Origin of the sequence: Terriglobus roseus (assembly GCF_900102185.1) — a bacterium.
GTDB lineage: Bacteria > Acidobacteriota > Terriglobia > Terriglobales > Acidobacteriaceae > Terriglobus > Terriglobus roseus_A.
The window spans coordinates 2491978-2508987 of sequence record NZ_LT629690.1; the positions used below are offsets into that span (position 1 = coordinate 2491978).

Sequence of the window (17010 nt, forward strand, 5' to 3'; positions counted from 1 at the left end):
CAAAATCAAACTACGCGGCAGCAGACGCAGAGCGTCCCCGCCAAAGGAAATACACCGGGAGTCCCAGCAGCACCAGGATCAGCCCCGGCCAGGTGTATTGCGGCTTATATCGCAAGAGTACAACACAGATGAAGCTTGCCATTACGATGTACAACCCCGGCAACACGGGATATCCAATGGCTCGGTACGGGCGCTCCGCGTCGGGACGCGTTTTGCGTAACCGGAACAGCGCCACAATCGTCAGGATGTAAAACACCAGCACTGCAAAGATCACATAATCCAGCAGTTGCCCGTACGACCCCGACAGACAGAGCAGACAGGTCCACGCCCATTGGACCCAAAGGCTTACCACCGGAGCTTTTGACTTGGGTGAAAGCTTTCCAGCCGCCTTAAAAAACAGACCGTCCTGGCTCATCGTGTAATAAACACGAGCGCCGCTCAACAGCATGCCGTTTGCGCAGCCAAAGGTGCTGATCATGACCGCCAACGCCATGATCCGCGCGCCATACCCGGCAAATGCCTGCTCCATCACCGCCGTGGCCACACGATCTTCGCTGGCAAACTGGATGCCCCGTTGCAGAATTGTTCCGCCGTCAGCCATACCGTGGAGCGGAAGCACCGCCAGGTAGATGAAGTTCACTGCGATATACAGCAACAGAACCACACCCGTGCCAATCGCCAGACTCAACGGCAGATTCCGCTTCGGATTCGTTATCTCGCCTGCGGTAAAGGTGACGTTATTCCATGCGTCGGATGAGAACAGCGAGCCGACCTGCACCACAGCAATCACGGTCAGAAACCCAACCATCGCTGTCGGGCCGCCGACTCCCACCTGCACTGGGTGCAGTGTGTGGACACCTGCCCCGGCCCAGAAGCTTCCATTGGCAAAGTTCGCAGCAATCGCCGTGGCATTCTTCGCCATCAGGCCAAGCCCAACCACCAGCAACAACGCGAAAATCTTGGCACTGGTGAAGATGTTCTGAATGAGTGCGCCGAGCTTCACACCGAAGCTGTTCAGGAGAGTCAGCAAGGTCAGAATGATGATGGCGGCAAAGTTTGCGGTTGAGAGCCCCACCTCCATGTTGCCCAGCACCATCGGCCCCACGGGCCATGCCGGAACATGCGCGATATGCCAGATCCAGTGGCTTGCCGAGACGCTTGGCACGAACACACCTAAAAACTTGCCGAAAGCCACGGCCACTGCGGCAATGGTGCCGCACTGAATTACCAGGAACAGCGTCCAGCCGTACAGAAAGCCCCACATGGGCCCCAGGCCTTCGCGCAGATACACATACTGACCGCCCGCCTTCGGCATCATGGCAGCCAGTTCGCCGTAGCTCAGCGCACCGATCAGGGTCATCGCAGCCGTTACCAGCCACGCCGCGATCAATAACGCGGGGGATTGCACTCCCCGCGCCATCTCAGCGGGAACAATGAAAATGCCACTGCCTACCATCGAACCCATCACGATGGCAGTCGCAGAGAACAATCCGAGGCCCTTGACGAACTCTGTCGTCTGGGTCGGTTCAGGTGAGGAGACAATATTGGACACGGTGTTGCTCTGTTGTAACAGAGCGGGTCATCATCCGCCACCCAAACGTCCCCAGACCGGTCCCGTCCCACATGGACACACGCATCTGGCCAGTTTTCCGGCTACGCTTTCTTCTCTTCATGGCCGCCAAACTGAAACCGCATGGCGGATAGCAACTTATCAGCGAAGACGCTGCCTTCGCGGGAGGTGAACCGGGCGTAGAGGGCCGTGGTAAGGATGTCTGCAGGAACACCCTCGTCAATAGCAGCGATAGACGTCCAACGCCCCTCACCGGAATCTGAGACCCTTCCGCCAAACTCCGTAAGTTCCGGCGATGCGGCCAGCGCGGTAGCCGTCAGATCCAAGAGCCATGATGAGACGACACTGCCACGACGCCAGACCTCTGCAATCTCCGGCAATGCAAAGTCGTATTGATACAGCTCGGGGTTTCGCATCGGAGTGGTTTCAGCGTCGGTTGAATCGACCGTTTTGCCTGCGTTTGCGTGCTTCAGGATGTTCAGGCCTTCGGCATACGCGCCCATGATCCCGTATTCGATCCCGTTATGAACCATCTTGACGAAGTGGCCCGCACCCGAAGGTCCGCAGTGCAGGTAGCCATCTTCCGCGGTGCTGGCGGGGAGCCTTTCTCGACCCGGCGTGCGATCTACGCTGCCACGTCCCGGAGCGAGGGATTTGAAGATGGGATCCAGTGTTTTCACGGATGCCTCGTCGCCACCGATCATCAGGCAATACCCACGTTCGAGGCCGAAGACACCTCCGCTCGTTCCAACATCGATCCACTTCACACCGGATTCAGCAACTTCTTTCGCACGACGGATGTCGTCAACGTAATACGAGTTCCCACCATCGATCAGGATGTCGTTGGCGCTGAAGTGGGGAAGGATCTGCGCAACAGTTTCATCGACTGCTCCCGCCGGCACCATCAGCCACAGCGCACGCGGCGGAGTGAGACGTTCGACAAGTTCTTCAATGGAAGCCACGCCCGTGGCGCCGTACGCTGCAACCTTCGCAACGGTAGCAGGGGTGCGTGCGTAGACAACGCATTCGTGGCCTGCGTTTATGAGCCGCCGCACCATGTTGCTTCCCATCCTGCCGAGTCCGATCATTCCGATCTGCATAGGACGCCACCTTATCTTTTTAGGAAATGACTTTCGCCCATTAGAAGGCGAGGCGGACCAAGATGATGCGTGCAAGTTGTGAAATTCTTCGCACAGATCGAATGCGTCGTCGCTGATTACCGGACGAGTCATCTCACTTATGAGAGGATTTGCGCTCCCAATCACTAGCGGTCGATCTTGTCTTCCACACTCTCAACAAGTTCCGTCAGCAGCTTTTCTACGCTGGTGCATTGAGTAAGATTCGCACTTTGACCAGCCCAGAGAGCAAGCAGTTCAGCATCTCCGGCTTCTTGAGCAGGAAGTGCCAGACTCCGCATGAGTCCTCTCTGCAACGGGTAAGGCAGAATCTCCACGTTGGGTCGATTGAGTGTCTCCAGAAGCTCATTGTGGATGCCACGAGCGAGCCTTCCCGTAAAGCCACGGGTCAGCGAGGTGTGCTTGGCTTTGCCACTGAGAATCGCTTCCCGGTGAACCGGATGCGCACCAGATTCCTCACAACCTAAGAAAACTGTTCCCATCTGAACCCCTTCAGCACCGAGCGCGAAGGCGGCTGCGATGCCACGTCCGTCAGCAATGCCTCCCGCTGCGATGACGGGAATACTTATTTGATCCACTGTTTGCGGAACCAGGGAGATCGTCCCGGTAAGAGAGTCCTCGGATGAGCGCAGGAATGATCCTCGATGCCCGCCTGCTTCGAAGCCTGACGCAACAACCAAATCAATGCCAGCTTGTTCCAATGCGGATGCTTCGTCAGGCGTGGTCGCCGTTCCTATAGTGATCACGCCTTTCCTGCGCGCCTCATCGAGAATCTCTTTGGGAGGGATACCGTAGATGAACGAAAACACGGGCACGTCTGCATCGAACAGAGCACGTGCCTGATCTTCAAACCGGATCGCTTTGTATGGGGAGTAACTTGGCGTTGTTCCGCCAACCTTCTTGATATGTGGGGACAGATGCGACAGCGCTCTTTGGAAGGCGGCATCATCCGAAGTATGAGCTCCTTGATCTTCCATTGAGCCCCATAGATTCATGGCGAACGGCTTCGAGGTCAAAGAACGAATCTCCGCAATTCGCTCGTCGATCACGGACGGTTCAAGACCATGGGCTCCGAAAGAGCCGAGTCCCCCGAAGTTGGACACTGCGGCCGTCAGGCGTTGCGATGGAAAACCGCCAAGCGGTCCCTGGATCAGTGGATATACGATGCCAAGCTTCTCGGCAACGCGGGTCTGATTCCATGTCTTTGACATAGGTCCTCTGAAAAGGTCTGACCTAGATACGACTCCCGTCGACGCTATACGGATTCACGTTGGCTGAGCGACCAAAGGCTCAGTGACTGACTGCAAAACCGTGGCGAAAAGCAGATTAATGCGGACAGGAAAGTCCAGCCCTCGAAAATGTCACACAGTAAGTAACAGCTTGAGTGGCCGCTGAATCTAAAGCAATTAGGAAGGAAATGGCGGAGAGTGAGGGATTCGAACCCCCGATAGGATTGCTCCTATGTCTGATTTCGAGTCAGGTGCATTCAACCGGGCTCTGCCAACTCTCCGACTTACCCAGTATATTCGTTGCGCGGGTTAGTGGCAATGAACCCCAACCACATCTGCTTCGTGGAAATCGTGCCTTCTCATGGCCTTACCCAGCCTGAAAATCCGCGTGTTTGCAAAAGGTTTGGTTGATGGGACGAATGGCGCCAAGTACACTGACTGGGACGCATGCCAACGGTAGCCGAACAGACCGGAACAGAAGAGATTCACCCCGACGTTGCGCTGGTTGAAGCCGCGCGCAACGGTGACGACGCCGCGTTTGAAAAGCTGGTACGGCAGTATGACCGCCAGATATTCCGCGTAGCGCAGCACATCACGCAAAACCGCGAAGACGCTGAGGATATTACTCAGGACGTCTTCATGAAGGCTTACGGCAAGCTGGACCAGTTCCAGGGCAACAGCAAGTTCTCCACTTGGCTGACGCGTATCGCCGTGAATGAGAGCCTGATGCGGCTGCGGAAACGCAAAACCAGCCGTACCGTCTCCATGGACCAGGAAGTGCAGACGGAAGAGGGGTCCATCCCCCGTGATTTCGCCGATTGGACACCTGATCCTGAGCAGCAGTACAGTTCTTCCGAGCTTGGAGACATCCTGCAGAAGACGATTTCAGGTTTGTCGCCAGGTTTCCGCACCGTTTTCACCCTCCGCGACATCGAAAACTTGTCGACGGAAGAAACGGCAGAGGCGCTCGGATTGAGTGTCCCGGCGGTTAAGTCGAGACTGCTACGGGCAAGGCTTCAACTGCGTGAGCGTTTGAGCCGATACCTGAAGCGCAAGGATGGGAGCGTCAGACCGTGAAGCTGCTCTTTGGTCAATTCGATACGCACACACAGACCCGCGGAGGCGTCCGATGACCTGCACGGAATTTCTGGCTCAAATGACGGATTACTTCGACGGACAGGTTGAACCTGAGTTGTTGTCGGAAATTCAGTCTCATCTCTGCGAGTGCCACCACTGCGAAGTTCTTGTGGACACCACTCGACAGACAATCCGCGTCTATCGGAATCACGAGGTCTATGACCTGACGGAAGACGTGCGCGAACGCACAGTGCAGCGAATTCTGGCCGCTTGTACAGGACGAAAGTCCATCTCCGCTGAAGGACAGCGATAGCCTTTTTTCTTTACTTTGAGGCACCCTTCACGTAGGGTTTGCGTGTTGCACTACGCTTTCCCTCCCGAGAGGGTTGTTCATGTCTCTGCCTGATCCTCCCAGCGCCCGCGATCGTCGCGTTTCGCCAACCGGCGAACGCCGTTCCACAGATACGTCTCATGCAAATCGCTCTGGTCGGCGCGCAATGGATAGCTCGCCCAGGCGGCGCAGCACCGATCCGCAGATTCGGCGTCGCCGCGAAGACCACAAATCCGGGAACTCCGCTTTTGGCGCACTTCTTATCGTTGTGGTTGCCGTTTTGTTTCTGGGCTATGTCTACAACGTGGCAGGCTTTGCCACCGCTGCGGATAATTTCTTTTCCACGTTGAATAGCTCCGCGCAAAGCGAAAACAGTGCCGTCGTCAAAATCATGGAAGTTGTCTACCCTGCCATCGGACTGATCGTGGCAGCCTTGATGGTGTTTGGCATCCTACGGTTTCTCTATCGAAGCATTCGTGGTGCTAAGAAGACCCGCAAGCTTGCAGGACGCGAAGTCATCACTCTGGAGAAGTTCCGTCAGATCACAGAAGCCAGGGGGATTCGCCCAAGGATCTCAACACAGGCTTACCAGCTCCTTCTTCCCTATTACGCCAGTAGCATGCGAGCTCGATTGGATGATCGTCTCGTTGAGGATTTGAACATGACTCCGGAGCAGGTGCAGGACACATACGGCAACCTTCTCCGCAATACAGATCGCAAGGAATCGCCCGGCACGCAGCCAAGCATTCTCACCGTGATGGATCTGCTGAACGCGGTGCAGTCGGCAAAGCGGCAGTCGCTCATGGATTCTGTGAAGCGTCCTGTTGTACGCATTTCAGCCATTCGGCGCGCGCAAGCCGCCGCGAAAGACAGCGACAAGGATTTCACAACATCCCAGTAACCACTGCGTGATAATCCGGGGTCTGATACGTTCATAGAGGCTCCCACACTCTGCGCCCATGGACACGACCCAAGCAAGCTCTTCCCTGCCGCGCAGGCTCCCCCGACAGCCCAAAGCGGCACCTTATCCCGTCAAAAGAGCGACGGATAATAGTTCTCTTGCTCCGAATATCTCTTATTTCACCGAAGAGATCGAAGCCCTCCGCCCGCCTCAACCAGAAGTGCGCGCTGTAGCGCCTTCTCCGCCTGCGCCGACGCAAGACGTTCCGTCCCACACGGAGATTGTGCAACTCACGTCCATGGCAGACCGTGGGTCGCAAGAGCAGTCGTTGGCGAAAGCTGCGCCTGTTCCAGCGTCGGAAAGTCGTCGGAATCGTCCATCAAACGACGATCCGAAGCCCGGATACGCGCGCCCGTCTGGCATCTCGCGATCTCGGCCTTCACGCCCTTCAGGCTTGTCTGGATCACGTCCCTCTGTCAGTGTTCCGGCGGTACCTGAAGCTCGCAATCGCGCGGTGTCCGAAACACATGAAACCGCATCTCCCCGTGTTTCCAAAGAGCTCTCCGCTTCAACTTTCCTTAAGCCGTCGCCTGAAGTGCGAATGCAAGATACCGCGAGCCGCCTGCCTGTAGCAGCACGTAACGATGACTCATCAGCCGCCTCGGCTCCGATAAGCCGTGTCGCAAAAAACACCAGCCGCCGCGTGGCGCACAAGCGGAAGATTTCTGCGGGCGTCGCTCTCGCCGTGCTTTCGGGTGTTCTGGTGGCGTATTCCTTTACGGTCGGCAGCATTGAAAATGAAGTGGATCGCCTGATTGTGAACTCGGAGAGCATGCCCGCGTTCGTCAAATCGCTGCTGCCCTGGCTTCCCTTGCTTCCGCTCATCCTTCTGCTGGGCACAGTCCTCTGGATTCTCGCTGGCATGATCGGGTTGCGGCGGACCAGACGTCGACCAAATACTTTGGTTGCCAGCGGTGAAGCGTCAGCCGAACAACGCAAAGCGAAGCGTCGTAAATCTCCTTTGGAACAGTTCCGTGACGAGGCAGAAAAGGAAGGCATTGGGAAAGATGCTGCATATCAGGCATGGCGTCTGCTGCAGAGATACGGCCCAGACAGCCACATACTTTCGGTCTATGACGATCTGCAAGTCACGCTCAGCATGACTCAGCACCAGATTCAGGGCGTCTACAAACATCTTGTCCCGGCAAATGAAAAACCGGTCTCAGTCCGTTCAGTACTTGACCTGATGCGATTGGCAAACTCTCCGCCGCGGAACACTGCGCAGCACCAAAAGACCGCGCAATAGAGTTCACACACTGTCGATAACTCTGGGCACTTCCTGTAAAAGAGAAACGCCGCAAGCATTGTTGCTTGCGGCGTTTCTCTTTTCTTACCGGCGGCGCTTTGGCTTCTGTCCGCTGGTCGCTTTCTGCGGAGCGTACTGTTGCCGTTGCGGTCCGCGGCTGGTTGGGAACTGCGGCGGTTCTGGCTGGCGAGGCTGCTCTTCCACTTCGCTGCCACCGCTCATGCGCATGGGCGGCGGAGTCTGAGGAAGCTGCGGCGGAGGCGGTGCCACCGGCTGTGCTGCCATGCTTCGCAGAGCCTCCAACTGCTCCAGCGACTCAATCGGAATGCCATCCGGACCAACGATCTGCATGCGGTACAGGTTGCGCAATGTGTCTTCCTGGAAGCGCTGCATCATGGCTTCAAACATCTCGAAGGATTCCTTCTTGTAGGCCACCAGCGGATCCTGCTGCGCGTAACCACGCAGGCCGATGCCTTCCTTCAGATGGTCCATCGCAAGAAGATGGTCCTTCCACAGACCGTCCAGCGTGCTGAGCATGATGACGCGCTCGTGATATCGCAGAGTGTCCGGCCCAAGGATCTGTTCCTTCACCTCAAAGCGCTGCTTCAGGCCTTCAAACAGAGTGTCACCAAGCTCGTGGCGATTCAATGCCGCGAAGTCCACCTGCGGGAAGTCTGTGCCGAAGATGTCGACCAGCTTCGTCTTCATCTCAGTGACGTTCCACTGATCAGCATGAACATTGGCAGGAGCCGTCTCATCCAGAATGTTCGACAGCGCCGTGGCCGTGTAGTCCTCTAGGACGAGTTCCTTCTGGTCTACGCCTTCAAGCAGGTTGTGACGCAGACCGTAGACTGCCTCACGCTGCTTGTTCATCACGTCGTCATATTCCAGAACGTGTTTACGCGATTCAAAGTTCTGCGTTTCCACGGCCTTCTGCGCAGCGGCGATACGGTTGGTGATCATGCCGCTTTCAATCGGCACACCCTCTTCCATACCCAGACGCTGCAGCAGCGTGCTGACCCACTCACGCGCGAAGATGCGCATCAGGTCGTCTTCCAGTGACAGGTAGAAACGCGCTGCACCCGGATCGCCCTGACGGCCCGCACGTCCACGAAGCTGGTTATCGACACGACGGCTTTCGTGACGCTCCGTACCAATGATGAAGAGACCGCCAGCCTCCAAAACTGCCTCATGCTCACGCTTGCAGTCAGTGGCGAAGTGATCCAACGCGTTATCCCACTCTGCCTGCGTGCACTCATGCTCTTCGTTCTGGTAGTAGAAGCGGTACATGCCCGGTGCTGCAACAGGTGCAATCTCACCTTCCACAGTGGCCAGCGGCTTCGCGACGCCGCTCTTTGCCAGCTCCTGACGCGCCATAAACTCGGCATTGCCGCCCAGCAGAATGTCGGTACCACGACCCGCCATGTTGGTGGCGATAGTCACCATGCCCAGACGTCCGGCCTGCGCAACGATCTCCGCTTCGCGTTCGTGGAACTTCGCGTTCAGAACAACGTGGCGCACACCCTTGCGCTTCAGAATTTCGCTCAGGATTTCCGACTTCTCGATCGAAGTCGTACCCACCAGTACCGGCTGCTTGTTCGCGTGCAGACGATCAATCTCATCTGCCACGGCAAAGTACTTTTCTTTCGCCGTGCGATACACCACGTCCGGGTGCTCAATGCGCTGCATGATGCGGTTGGTCGGGATGACTGTGATTTCGAGCTTGTAGATGTTGTCGAATTCGGCGGCTTCCGTCTCCGCCGTACCGGTCATGCCGGAGAGCTTCTTGTACATACGGAAGTAGTTCTGGAAGGTGATAGTGGCGAGCGTCTGATCTTCCTTGCGGATGTTGACGCCTTCCTTCGCTTCCACGGCCTGGTGTAGTCCATCGGACCAGCGGCGACCCGGCATCAGACGGCCCGTGAACTCGTCCACGATGATGATTTCGCCGTCCTTCACCACGTACTCTACGTCGCGCTTGTAGAGGTTGTGGGCCTTGATCGCAGTCTCCACGTGGTGCTTCAGATCCCAGTTCTCGGGGTCAGCAATGTTACCGATGCCGAGCAGGCCTTCGATCTTTTCCCAACCCTCATCCGTCACAGTGATGGAGCGAGCCTTCTCGTCTACCGTGAAGTCTCCGGTGTAAATCTTCTGTTCCAGCGTCTCCGTGAACTCACCCAACTCAAGCTCTGGGATGATTACATTCACGCGCTCGTACTTGTCAGTGGTCTGGTCTGTGGGGCCAGAGATGATGAGCGGCGTACGCGCTTCGTCAATCAGGATCGAGTCCACTTCGTCCACGATGGACATGTAGTGTCCACGCTGAACAAGTTCGCTCAGTTCGAACTTCATGTTGTCGCGTAGGTAGTCGAAGCCGAACTCGTTGTTCGTACCGTAGGTGATGTCTGCGGCATACGCTGCACGGCGTTCGCGGTCGTCAAGATCATGAACAATGACACCAACGGTCATGCCGAGAAAGCCGTAAATCTTGCCCATCCACTCGGCGTCGCGCTTAGCCAGATAGTCGTTCACGGTAACCACGTGAACACCGCGACCAGCGAGCGCGTTCAGGTAGCAAGGCAGTGTGGCGACTAGCGTCTTACCTTCACCCGTACGCATTTCAGCGATCTTGCCCTGGTGAAGAACGGTGCCGCCGATCATCTGCACGTCGAAGTGACGCATACCCACCACACGGCGGCCAGCTTCGCGAACCACAGCGAAGGCTTCCGGCAGAAGCTCGTCCAGAACCACCTTCTCTTCGGCAATGCGTTCATCGCGATCAACAATGTCAGCGGTACGCGTGGCAATGCGTTCGCGGAACTCCACCGTTTTGGCGCGAAGCTGTTCGTCGGTGAGCGCCTGAAGAGCGGGTTCGAAGCCATTGATCTGATCGAGGATGGGCTGCATGCGCTTCACAGCGCGTTCGTTGGAGGTGCCAAACAGTTTGGCGAGAGTCTTGTTAAACACAGGGGTCGTCCTTGCTGGTACGGAAAATAGCGCGATCAAGAGGGCGCGGTGCAATTAGCAACCGCGATAACGTACGGCACTCTCATCTACGGCGCGCTACAGGCTGTTTCCAGTCACAGCGTGCACGTGCGCTGTTTGAACCGCGGCATCATTTACCGGGCGAACAACGCCATGCTCACATGACGTAGCAGCCGTAAAGCTTTGGGGTTCTTCGCTAGCCGGACCGGTCGTGACAGGCTCAGATTCTTCAATTGCTGCCTGAAGCAGCAGATTGCGAACAAAGACGCCACCGGGAGTCCGTGCCGGTTCCACGCTGCTGGCACGCGCGTCAGACACTGCCAGGCTCGAAAGCAGCAGCAACAGACACGCGAAATGAACGGCGCGGGAACGCATGTGCTTCCTAGTTTAGACGAATGACGGGCTTGGTGCATCTACCCAACCCGAGACGCTAATTTGCCCGTGGATGCGTCTCGTCATACACCTGCTGCACCTGCCCCACGGTGAGCTGCGTGTACCGCTGCGTGGTGGAAAGTCGTTCATGACCAAGGAGTTCCTGAATCGCTCGCAGATCAGCGCCCTCCTCCAGCATGTGTGTGCCGAAGGCGTGACGCAGCGTGTGCGGGTGAACATCGGCGGGTAGGCCGCGCTGGATGGCGATGGACTTCACAATGCGTCCCACGGAACGGGTTGTCAGGCGCGCTGAGCCGCGGGCTGACTGATTGATGAGCAGCGGACCGTCTGCGATGAGGGCTGCTTTTCCATTGCGCAGCTTTGCTTCTCGATGCGGAAGATAGGCGCGGACGGCTTCCGCAGCAGCATCGCCTAGAGGAACATAGCGCTCTTTGCGACCTTTGCCTCGAACCAGGATCGCATCGTTGGACCAATAAATGTCGCGCAGGTTAATGCCAACAAGCTCTGAATTACGGATACCGCAGCCGTAAAGCAGTTCCCAGATCACGCGGTCACGCTCAGGCCAGCCGGTGTATTCCTCGCCCACAGACTTGGCGAATTTCTTGCCAGCCTTCTTTACCGCGCGTGGCGTAGCACTGACATTCTCAATGGCATCCAGAACGCGATTGACCTCTTCCGCCGACGGCACTCGCGGCAGGTGCTTTGGTAGCTTCGGCGTGGCTACGAGCGTTGCCGGATTCTGTTCGACAATACCCTCTTTGGCCATCCAACGAAACCACGAGCGGACGGCTGCAAGCGCCCGCGCCGCCGACGCCTTCGTCAGCCCACGGTCATACAAAACCGCCAGGTACGCTCGAACATGCGTGTGTTCAACAGAACGAATGTCGCCTTGTTCCCCAAGCGTTTCCACCAGCCACGCGGCAAAGTTTTGCACCTCACGCGTGTAGGCGCGGACGGTGTGTTCGCTAGCACCGCGTTCGTTCTCCAGTACGGTGACGAAACGGCTGCTTAGGTCGGATAGGCTCATGAGGCACGCGCCTCCGCACCATGGCGGCGAGCGCGCGGATGGTGCAGTCGATGCACTTCTTTCAAACGTCCAAGCGCAAGATGCGTGTAAACCTGCGTGGTGCTGATGTCGGCATGGCCCAGAAGCGTTTGCACGCTGCGTAAGTCGGCGCCATGTTCCACCATGTGTGTCGCGCAACTGTGGCGAAGCTTATGCGGGCTGGCCTGTGAATTCGTCGACTTCACAATCGACCACACTACCTGCGTCGTCAACGGTTTTCCGCGTACGGAGAGGAATAACGTCCGCTGCAGTCCCTTGCCAGCGAGTTGCGAACGCCCGCGTTGCAGATATTCTTCAAGCGCTCTGCACGCGGTCGCGCCCAACGGCACAATCCGTTCTTTATCGCCTTTTCCACGCACCTGCGCACGTTGCTGATCCAGATGCAAGTCTTCCACGCGAAGGGTGACAATCTCACCGGCGCGCAGACCACCTGCGTACAGCAGTTCCATCAGGGCGTGGTCACGCAATGAAAGTGCATCAGCCTGTGGGTGATGCGCGGCCACACCGGTCATCTCCAACATCCGCGAAACATCTTCTTCCGCCAGCGATTTCGGCAGGACTTTCCAAGTGCTTGGCGCTTCAATGTTGACCGTAGGGTCGTGGCTCATGCGTTTGTCCAGCAGCATCCATTTGTAAAAGCCGCGCAGGCAGCTCAACTTGCGCGCAATGGAACGATCCGTGCGGTCGTGCGTGCGCAGATGCTCCATCCACGCTGCCACATCTTCCCGCTTTGCTGACGCAAGCAGGCCGTCGGTCACTTCCAGATGCTCGCAAAACTGTTCCAGATCACGCAGATACGCCTCGCAAGTCAGCGGGCGCAGCCCCTTTTCCACGCGCAGCATGGTCATGTATTCGCGCAGGAGCTGGGAGTTGCGGCTGCTTGTCGTGGACGGCTGCATCGCATCATTGATTATGGGTCTGCCGCCGCCGCAGGGCGAGAGGCGGAACCTAACTCGTCATAACCACGGAGGCCAACCATGCGTGACACTGAAATCATGAATGGAACGGTCCGCGTGGGCGTGATTTCTGATACGCACGGCCTCCTGCGCCCGGAAGTCCCTCCCCTGCTGGAAGGTGTGGACTACATCCTGCACGCAGGTGACGTGGGCGACATCCATATCCTTCACCGCCTTGCGATGATTGCACCCGTCACAGCGATCCGCGGCAATGTCGATACCATCGGCCCATGCGCGGCGTTATCTGCCACAGACCTGATCGAAATCGGCAACACATCCATCTACATGGTGCATTCCATCCATGATCTGGACATTAAGCCGGAAGCGGCAGGAGTCCGCGTGGTGGTGAGTGGCCACACGCACAAACCTGCGGCAGATGAACGCAATGGCGTGCTGTACCTGAACCCCGGCAGCATCGGTCCCCGACGCTTTCGCCTGCCTGTCTCGATGGCTATTCTTCATCTGAACGGCGACAGCGTTCGAGTGGAGTTTGTCACGCTGGATAGTTAGTTCTCTTACCGATCGATCTGAATCGATCCCAGGATGTTTGCCAGCCGCGTATTCACATCGCCAAGCTGCTGCGAGTTCATTTCCACCGCACCGCTCGACTCTCCACAAAACGTGTTTACCACCAGATCAAAGCGCAGGCATGTATTGCCCTTCAGCGTGGTGAAGACTTCATTGCGCGATTCCGTACACACCCCGCCATGCTGATCCTGCCCGTGCTTGAATGTAATGCCAGCAGTCGTCACATCCGGCTTCGGCTTTAGCTTTCCCGTGGTCGCCAATGCACTACAGCTTTGCGCATTAGCATTCGGCACGACGGAGAAATAGAACAACGCACCCGAGAAGGTCGTTGGTGGATACGGGTTGTAGTTGATAGCCGAAACGCCACGCACTCGCATACTGCTTGTCGCGCTGCGAACATCCTTCTCCAGATCAGACAGGACGCCATCCTTGCGCTCCGTATCCCACCCCGCCGGAATATGGTACGTAACGTGATATTTCGAATCACGAAACACCGATGCGGCAGGCTGCGGGTTTGCAGGTTCGTCAGGTACGGTAAATCCCTTCAGATCCTGCGAACCCTTCGGCTTTGCCTGCTGTGCAGCAAGAGAAGACGAGAGAAACAACAAAGCAATCGCAGTTGCAGTGGAAGAACGCATACGTGGTGAGTCTACCGCGTTCTGCTATGAGCGTCGCAGCCGTGGATTGGCGAGCGTATACAGCAGGTCAGTGAGCAGATTGGCTGCAAGGTACGTTAGGCCGATCGTCAATGTGCATCCCTGCACCAACGCGTAGTCGCGGTTGGAGATAGCGGAAAGCGTCAAACGCCCGATGCCCGGCCACGAGAAAATCGTCTCCGTCACAATCGCGCCTGCCAGCAGCGATCCGAACTGCAATCCCACCACGGTCAATACAGGCACCAGCGCGTTACGCAACGCATGTTTGTAAACCACGGTGCGTTCCGGCAATCCTTTTGCACGGGCTGTGCGGATATAGTCCTGCCCAAGCTCCTCCAGCATGGACGTGCGCACCATACGCGTGAGAATGGCAGCCAAGGAAAGGCCCAATGTAATGGATGGCAAAACAAGGTGCAGCATCGTGCTCGTTCCCAACAATGGTCCTGTGCCCGCGCCGGAAACTGGTAGCCATCCCAACGCAATGGAAAACACGAGGATCAGAATCGGTCCTAGAGCGAAATTTGGGAATGACAATCCCACCAGAGAAACGCCACCAAGGATCCTGTCGGTAGCTTTGCCGCGATGTAACGCCGATCCGACGCCGGCAGGCACTGCTAACAGAATCGCCAGCAACAGCGACGTGAGCGACATCAGCAGCGTATACGGATATCGCGCCAGCACCAGCGTGGTTACTGAATCCTTCAGCCGGATAGAACGCCCAAGATCGCCGTGCAGGACGCCCTTCCAATACAGCAGATACTGCGTATGAAGAGGTAGGTCGAGTCCCAGTTGATGGCGAAAGGCCGACAGATCCGTGGAACTTGCACCTTCCCCCATCATCTGTGCCACGGGATCACCCGGCACCAGATGAATCAGTAAGAAAACTAATGACACGATGATCCACAACACCGGCAGGGTGAGCAGCACGCGTTTCACGATGGGCCACAGAGACTTCATGCCTCGTTGCGTTCTTCCTGCACAGAGTCGACACTTTCCTTCGGCGGATCCGGCATGATCTGCACCCGGATACGGCTGATGCGACGGCCATTCATCTCCAATACGCGAAACACACGGCCTCCATAGATCACATCTTCGCCTGTCTTGGGCAGATGTCCAAGCTGCGCCAGCATGAAGCCTGCGAGCGTCTCAATTCCAGCCTCGCGCGGAAAGTGCCAATGCAATTGTGTGGTCAGATCGCGCAGCGTCACCGTGCCATCCAGATCCACACTGCCATGGTGGTCTGGGGTTGGAAGATTACGCGCCGCGAGATCGAACTCATCCTGCAGCTCTCCCACCACCTGTTCCAGAACATCTTCCGCTGTAACCAAACCAACCGTAGAACCGAACTCATCCACCACGATTGCGATCTGACGTCTCCGCTGCTGAAACTCCTGCAGCACCTCGACGGCAAGCTTCGTTTCCGGCACCACCATGACATCACGGACGACGTTACGCAGCGGTACAGAAGGCGCTTGTAAAGCGGCCGGGAGGCGGTTGTCGCGACGATAGTGCATCAACCGCGAAATGTCTTTGGAGTACACCACGCCGATAATGTGCTCCGTTCCTAGAACCGGGTCGTATACGGGCACACGTGAGTGCTGCTCTTCAATGATGCGTGCTGACGCAAGCTCCACCGGCATATCCGCTGGCAACGCAAAGATGCGTCCGCGCGGTGTCATAATTTCGCGCACAGTGACGTGGTTCAGGTCGATAGCGTGATGAATCATCTGCTCCTGAAACTCGGGCAGTAGTCCATTCCGCCGCGTGGCAGTGGCCACCATCTTCAGTTCTTCCGGCGAATGCACCTCGCCGCCTTCGCTACGCAATGGCATACGGAACACACGCAGAACCAGCGCGGTCGAGCCCTTCAGGAAGCGAACCGCCGGCAGCGCAATACGGATGAAAACATCCATCGGCCCGGCTACAGCCAGCGCCAGCCTTTCACTGCGTTGGAGCGCAATCGATTTCGGCACCTGCTCTCCCAGCAGCACTTCCAGGTAAGTAATGATGGAAAACGCCAGGATGATCGCCACAATGTGGCTGATGGCGGCCTCGTGCAACGCAAAGACTTTCCAACGCTGCAGAAAGGAGGCCTGTCCAAAAAGCTGTTCTAACACCTGCGCGACGGCGCTCTCTCCGAGGTAGCCAAGAGCCAGCGAGCAGAGTGTAACCCCAAGCTGATTTGCCGCCAGAAAATCGTCAATCTCCTGCTTGAGCCGCAGCGCTGTAGCGGCGCCGATGCGTCCACTACGCACCATGTGTTCCAGGCGTGTTTCTCGCACGGACACAATGGCAAACTCCGCCGCAACGAAGAACGCGTTCGCCAGGATCAGAATGGCGACGGTCATCAGGCGGAACAGGGCCGATTCGAGCATGGAGTCGAGTGTACTGGACGGAAAGTTATGCCGTCGGACTTCAATGGTTCGTGAATTGTGTAATCTAAAACAGAGCACTCGAAGAATGATGGCCGAACTACAGATCGCAAGCGGCACCACGCGTTTTCAACGCGTATGCGCTGTGCTGTGCCTGTTTCTTCTACTCTTCTCGGTTGCACACACTGTCTTCGGCCACTCGGAAGTTTTGAGAGCTCCGCAAGTAGGCGCTACCGGCTCGTCCGATAACTCCGTTCTTCATGCACTGACCACGGACACGCCAGACACCTGCGCACTTTGCGTTGCGATCACGACCATTGTGGTCATGGCAGTCCTGACGCTTGGTGCGCCGCGTCCGTCGCGTCCACGCACGCCAGTGCTGCTACAGCTTTCCGGAACAGTCACCGGATGGCATCCTTCTCTTTTCTCGCGGCCTCCTCCAGCCCGTTGATTCGCGTCGCCCGGTAGCTTACTGCTGCCGCTTTGCTGCTTCCATGCAGCATT

The 17010-nt window shown here is 57.1% G+C and carries 17 protein-coding genes and 1 tRNA gene; 6 read left to right on the top strand and 12 right to left on the bottom strand.

The genetic code is table 11. The annotated features are described in order from the left end of the window. Positions 1 to 10: 10 nt before the first annotated feature. The 4 genes from BLT38_RS10490 to BLT38_RS10505 form a co-directional block, all read right to left on the bottom strand. On the bottom strand, positions 11 to 1552 hold the full coding sequence (locus BLT38_RS10490; RefSeq protein ID WP_083345121.1) for an APC family permease: 1542 nt from the start codon (positions 1550 to 1552) through the stop codon (positions 11 to 13). A gap of 101 nt (positions 1553 to 1653) precedes the next feature. After that, positions 1654 to 2670, bottom strand: a complete 1017-nt coding sequence (gnd, locus tag BLT38_RS10495) for a phosphogluconate dehydrogenase (NAD(+)-dependent, decarboxylating) (protein ID WP_083345122.1) — start codon at positions 2668 to 2670, stop codon at positions 1654 to 1656. Positions 2671 to 2834: 164 nt separating this feature from the next. After that, on the bottom strand, positions 2835 to 3917 hold the full coding sequence (locus BLT38_RS10500; protein ID WP_083345123.1) for an NAD(P)H-dependent flavin oxidoreductase: 1083 nt from the start codon (positions 3915 to 3917) through the stop codon (positions 2835 to 2837). Positions 3918 to 4124: 207 nt separating this feature from the next. Further along, positions 4125 to 4216: transfer RNA gene (locus tag BLT38_RS10505), tRNA-Ser, on the bottom strand. 166 nt (positions 4217 to 4382) lie between these two features. Between BLT38_RS10505 and BLT38_RS10510 the strand changes: the two genes are divergently transcribed. From BLT38_RS10510 to BLT38_RS10520, 3 genes are all read left to right on the top strand, one after another. Beyond that, positions 4383 to 5012, top strand: a complete 630-nt coding sequence (locus tag BLT38_RS10510; protein ID WP_083345124.1) for an RNA polymerase sigma factor — start codon at positions 4383 to 4385, stop codon at positions 5010 to 5012. Between the two features lie 52 nt (positions 5013 to 5064). Continuing rightward, on the top strand, positions 5065 to 5325 hold the full coding sequence (locus BLT38_RS10515) for an anti-sigma factor family protein (RefSeq protein WP_083345125.1): 261 nt from the start codon (positions 5065 to 5067) through the stop codon (positions 5323 to 5325). Between the two features lie 79 nt (positions 5326 to 5404). After that, positions 5405 to 6244 carry a hypothetical protein gene (locus tag BLT38_RS10520; protein ID WP_083345126.1) on the top strand — a complete coding sequence of 280 codons (840 nt, stop codon included), beginning with the start codon at positions 5405 to 5407 and terminating at the stop codon, positions 6242 to 6244. A gap of 290 nt (positions 6245 to 6534) precedes the next feature. On the opposite strand, the gene BLT38_RS20510 is transcribed toward BLT38_RS10520, so the two are convergent. Continuing rightward, the gene (locus BLT38_RS20510) at positions 6535 to 6711 is read right to left on the bottom strand and encodes a hypothetical protein (protein ID WP_156785083.1); all 177 of its coding nucleotides are present in this window, start codon (positions 6709 to 6711) and stop codon (positions 6535 to 6537) included. Positions 6712 to 6845: 134 nt separating this feature from the next. Here BLT38_RS20510 and BLT38_RS10525 point away from each other — a divergent pair, with 134 nt between their 5' ends. After that, complete coding sequence (locus BLT38_RS10525) at positions 6846 to 7550, top strand: hypothetical protein (protein WP_083345127.1); 705 nt, start codon at positions 6846 to 6848, stop codon at positions 7548 to 7550. Between the two features lie 84 nt (positions 7551 to 7634). Here the strand turns inward: BLT38_RS10525 and secA are convergent, their stop codons facing one another. The 4 genes from secA to BLT38_RS10545 form a co-directional block, all read right to left on the bottom strand. Further along, positions 7635 to 10517, bottom strand: a complete 2883-nt coding sequence (secA, locus tag BLT38_RS10530; protein WP_083345128.1) for a preprotein translocase subunit SecA — start codon at positions 10515 to 10517, stop codon at positions 7635 to 7637. Positions 10518 to 10613: 96 nt separating this feature from the next. Further along, entirely contained in the window at positions 10614 to 10910 is a 297-nt protein-coding gene (locus tag BLT38_RS10535) for a hypothetical protein (protein WP_083345129.1), read from the bottom strand. A gap of 55 nt (positions 10911 to 10965) precedes the next feature. Then, a complete protein-coding gene (locus BLT38_RS10540) occupies positions 10966 to 11955 on the bottom strand; it encodes a tyrosine-type recombinase/integrase (RefSeq protein ID WP_083345130.1) in 990 nt (329 codons plus the stop codon). Next, a complete protein-coding gene (locus tag BLT38_RS10545; protein ID WP_083345131.1) occupies positions 11952 to 12893 on the bottom strand; it encodes a tyrosine recombinase in 942 nt (313 codons plus the stop codon). Before BLT38_RS10545 ends, BLT38_RS10540 begins: the two co-directional genes overlap by 4 nt. 78 nt (positions 12894 to 12971) lie before the next feature. Here BLT38_RS10545 and BLT38_RS10550 point away from each other — a divergent pair, with 78 nt between their 5' ends. Beyond that, positions 12972 to 13460, top strand: coding sequence for a metallophosphoesterase family protein (locus BLT38_RS10550; protein WP_231966415.1), 489 nt, complete (start codon positions 12972 to 12974; stop codon positions 13458 to 13460). Positions 13461 to 13465: 5 nt separating this feature from the next. Here the strand turns inward: BLT38_RS10550 and BLT38_RS10555 are convergent, their stop codons facing one another. From BLT38_RS10555 to BLT38_RS10565, 3 genes are read right to left on the bottom strand one after another with little or no spacing between them, the layout of a single operon-like run. Then, positions 13466 to 14116 (bottom strand): hypothetical protein, encoded by a 651-nt coding sequence (locus BLT38_RS10555; RefSeq protein ID WP_083345132.1) that lies wholly within the window; start codon positions 14114 to 14116, stop codon positions 13466 to 13468. 24 nt (positions 14117 to 14140) lie between these two features. Further along, the gene (locus tag BLT38_RS10560) at positions 14141 to 15091 is read right to left on the bottom strand and encodes an ABC transporter permease (protein ID WP_083345133.1); all 951 of its coding nucleotides are present in this window, start codon (positions 15089 to 15091) and stop codon (positions 14141 to 14143) included. Beyond that, positions 15088 to 16509: a hemolysin family protein gene (locus BLT38_RS10565; protein WP_083345134.1), complete on the bottom strand. Its 1422-nt coding sequence runs from the start codon at positions 16507 to 16509 to the stop codon at positions 15088 to 15090. The genes BLT38_RS10560 and BLT38_RS10565 overlap by 4 nt, the downstream gene beginning before the upstream one ends. A gap of 85 nt (positions 16510 to 16594) precedes the next feature. Between BLT38_RS10565 and BLT38_RS10570 the strand changes: the two genes are divergently transcribed. Beyond that, complete coding sequence (locus BLT38_RS10570; RefSeq protein WP_156785084.1) at positions 16595 to 16957, top strand: hypothetical protein; 363 nt, start codon at positions 16595 to 16597, stop codon at positions 16955 to 16957. Positions 16958 to 17010: the final 53 nt, after the last annotated feature.

Bases quoted from the DNA above. Each gene is read 5' to 3' on its own strand.
- gnd (WP_083345122.1), bottom strand. From the start codon at position 2,670: ATGCAGATCGGAATGATCGGACTCGGCAGGATGGGAAGCAACATGGTG.
- BLT38_RS10500 (WP_083345123.1), bottom strand. From the start codon at position 3,917: ATGTCAAAGACATGGAATCAGACCCGCGTTGCCGAGAAGCTTGGCATC.
- BLT38_RS10510 (WP_083345124.1), top strand. From the start codon at position 4,383: ATGCCAACGGTAGCCGAACAGACCGGAACAGAAGAGATTCACCCCGAC.
- BLT38_RS10515 (WP_083345125.1), top strand. From the start codon at position 5,065: ATGACCTGCACGGAATTTCTGGCTCAAATGACGGATTACTTCGACGGA.
- BLT38_RS10520 (WP_083345126.1), top strand. From the start codon at position 5,405: ATGTCTCTGCCTGATCCTCCCAGCGCCCGCGATCGTCGCGTTTCGCCA.
- BLT38_RS10525 (WP_083345127.1), top strand. From the start codon at position 6,846: ATGCAAGATACCGCGAGCCGCCTGCCTGTAGCAGCACGTAACGATGAC.
- BLT38_RS10535 (WP_083345129.1), bottom strand. From the start codon at position 10,910: ATGCGTTCCCGCGCCGTTCATTTCGCGTGTCTGTTGCTGCTGCTTTCG.
- BLT38_RS10540 (WP_083345130.1), bottom strand. From the start codon at position 11,955: ATGAGCCTATCCGACCTAAGCAGCCGTTTCGTCACCGTACTGGAGAAC.
- BLT38_RS10545 (WP_083345131.1), bottom strand. From the start codon at position 12,893: ATGCAGCCGTCCACGACAAGCAGCCGCAACTCCCAGCTCCTGCGCGAA.
- BLT38_RS10550 (WP_231966415.1), top strand. From the start codon at position 12,972: ATGCGTGACACTGAAATCATGAATGGAACGGTCCGCGTGGGCGTGATT.
- BLT38_RS10555 (WP_083345132.1), bottom strand. From the start codon at position 14,116: ATGCGTTCTTCCACTGCAACTGCGATTGCTTTGTTGTTTCTCTCGTCT.
- BLT38_RS10560 (WP_083345133.1), bottom strand. From the start codon at position 15,091: ATGAAGTCTCTGTGGCCCATCGTGAAACGCGTGCTGCTCACCCTGCCG.
- BLT38_RS10565 (WP_083345134.1), bottom strand. From the start codon at position 16,509: ATGCTCGAATCGGCCCTGTTCCGCCTGATGACCGTCGCCATTCTGATC.
- BLT38_RS10570 (WP_156785084.1), top strand. From the start codon at position 16,595: ATGATGGCCGAACTACAGATCGCAAGCGGCACCACGCGTTTTCAACGC.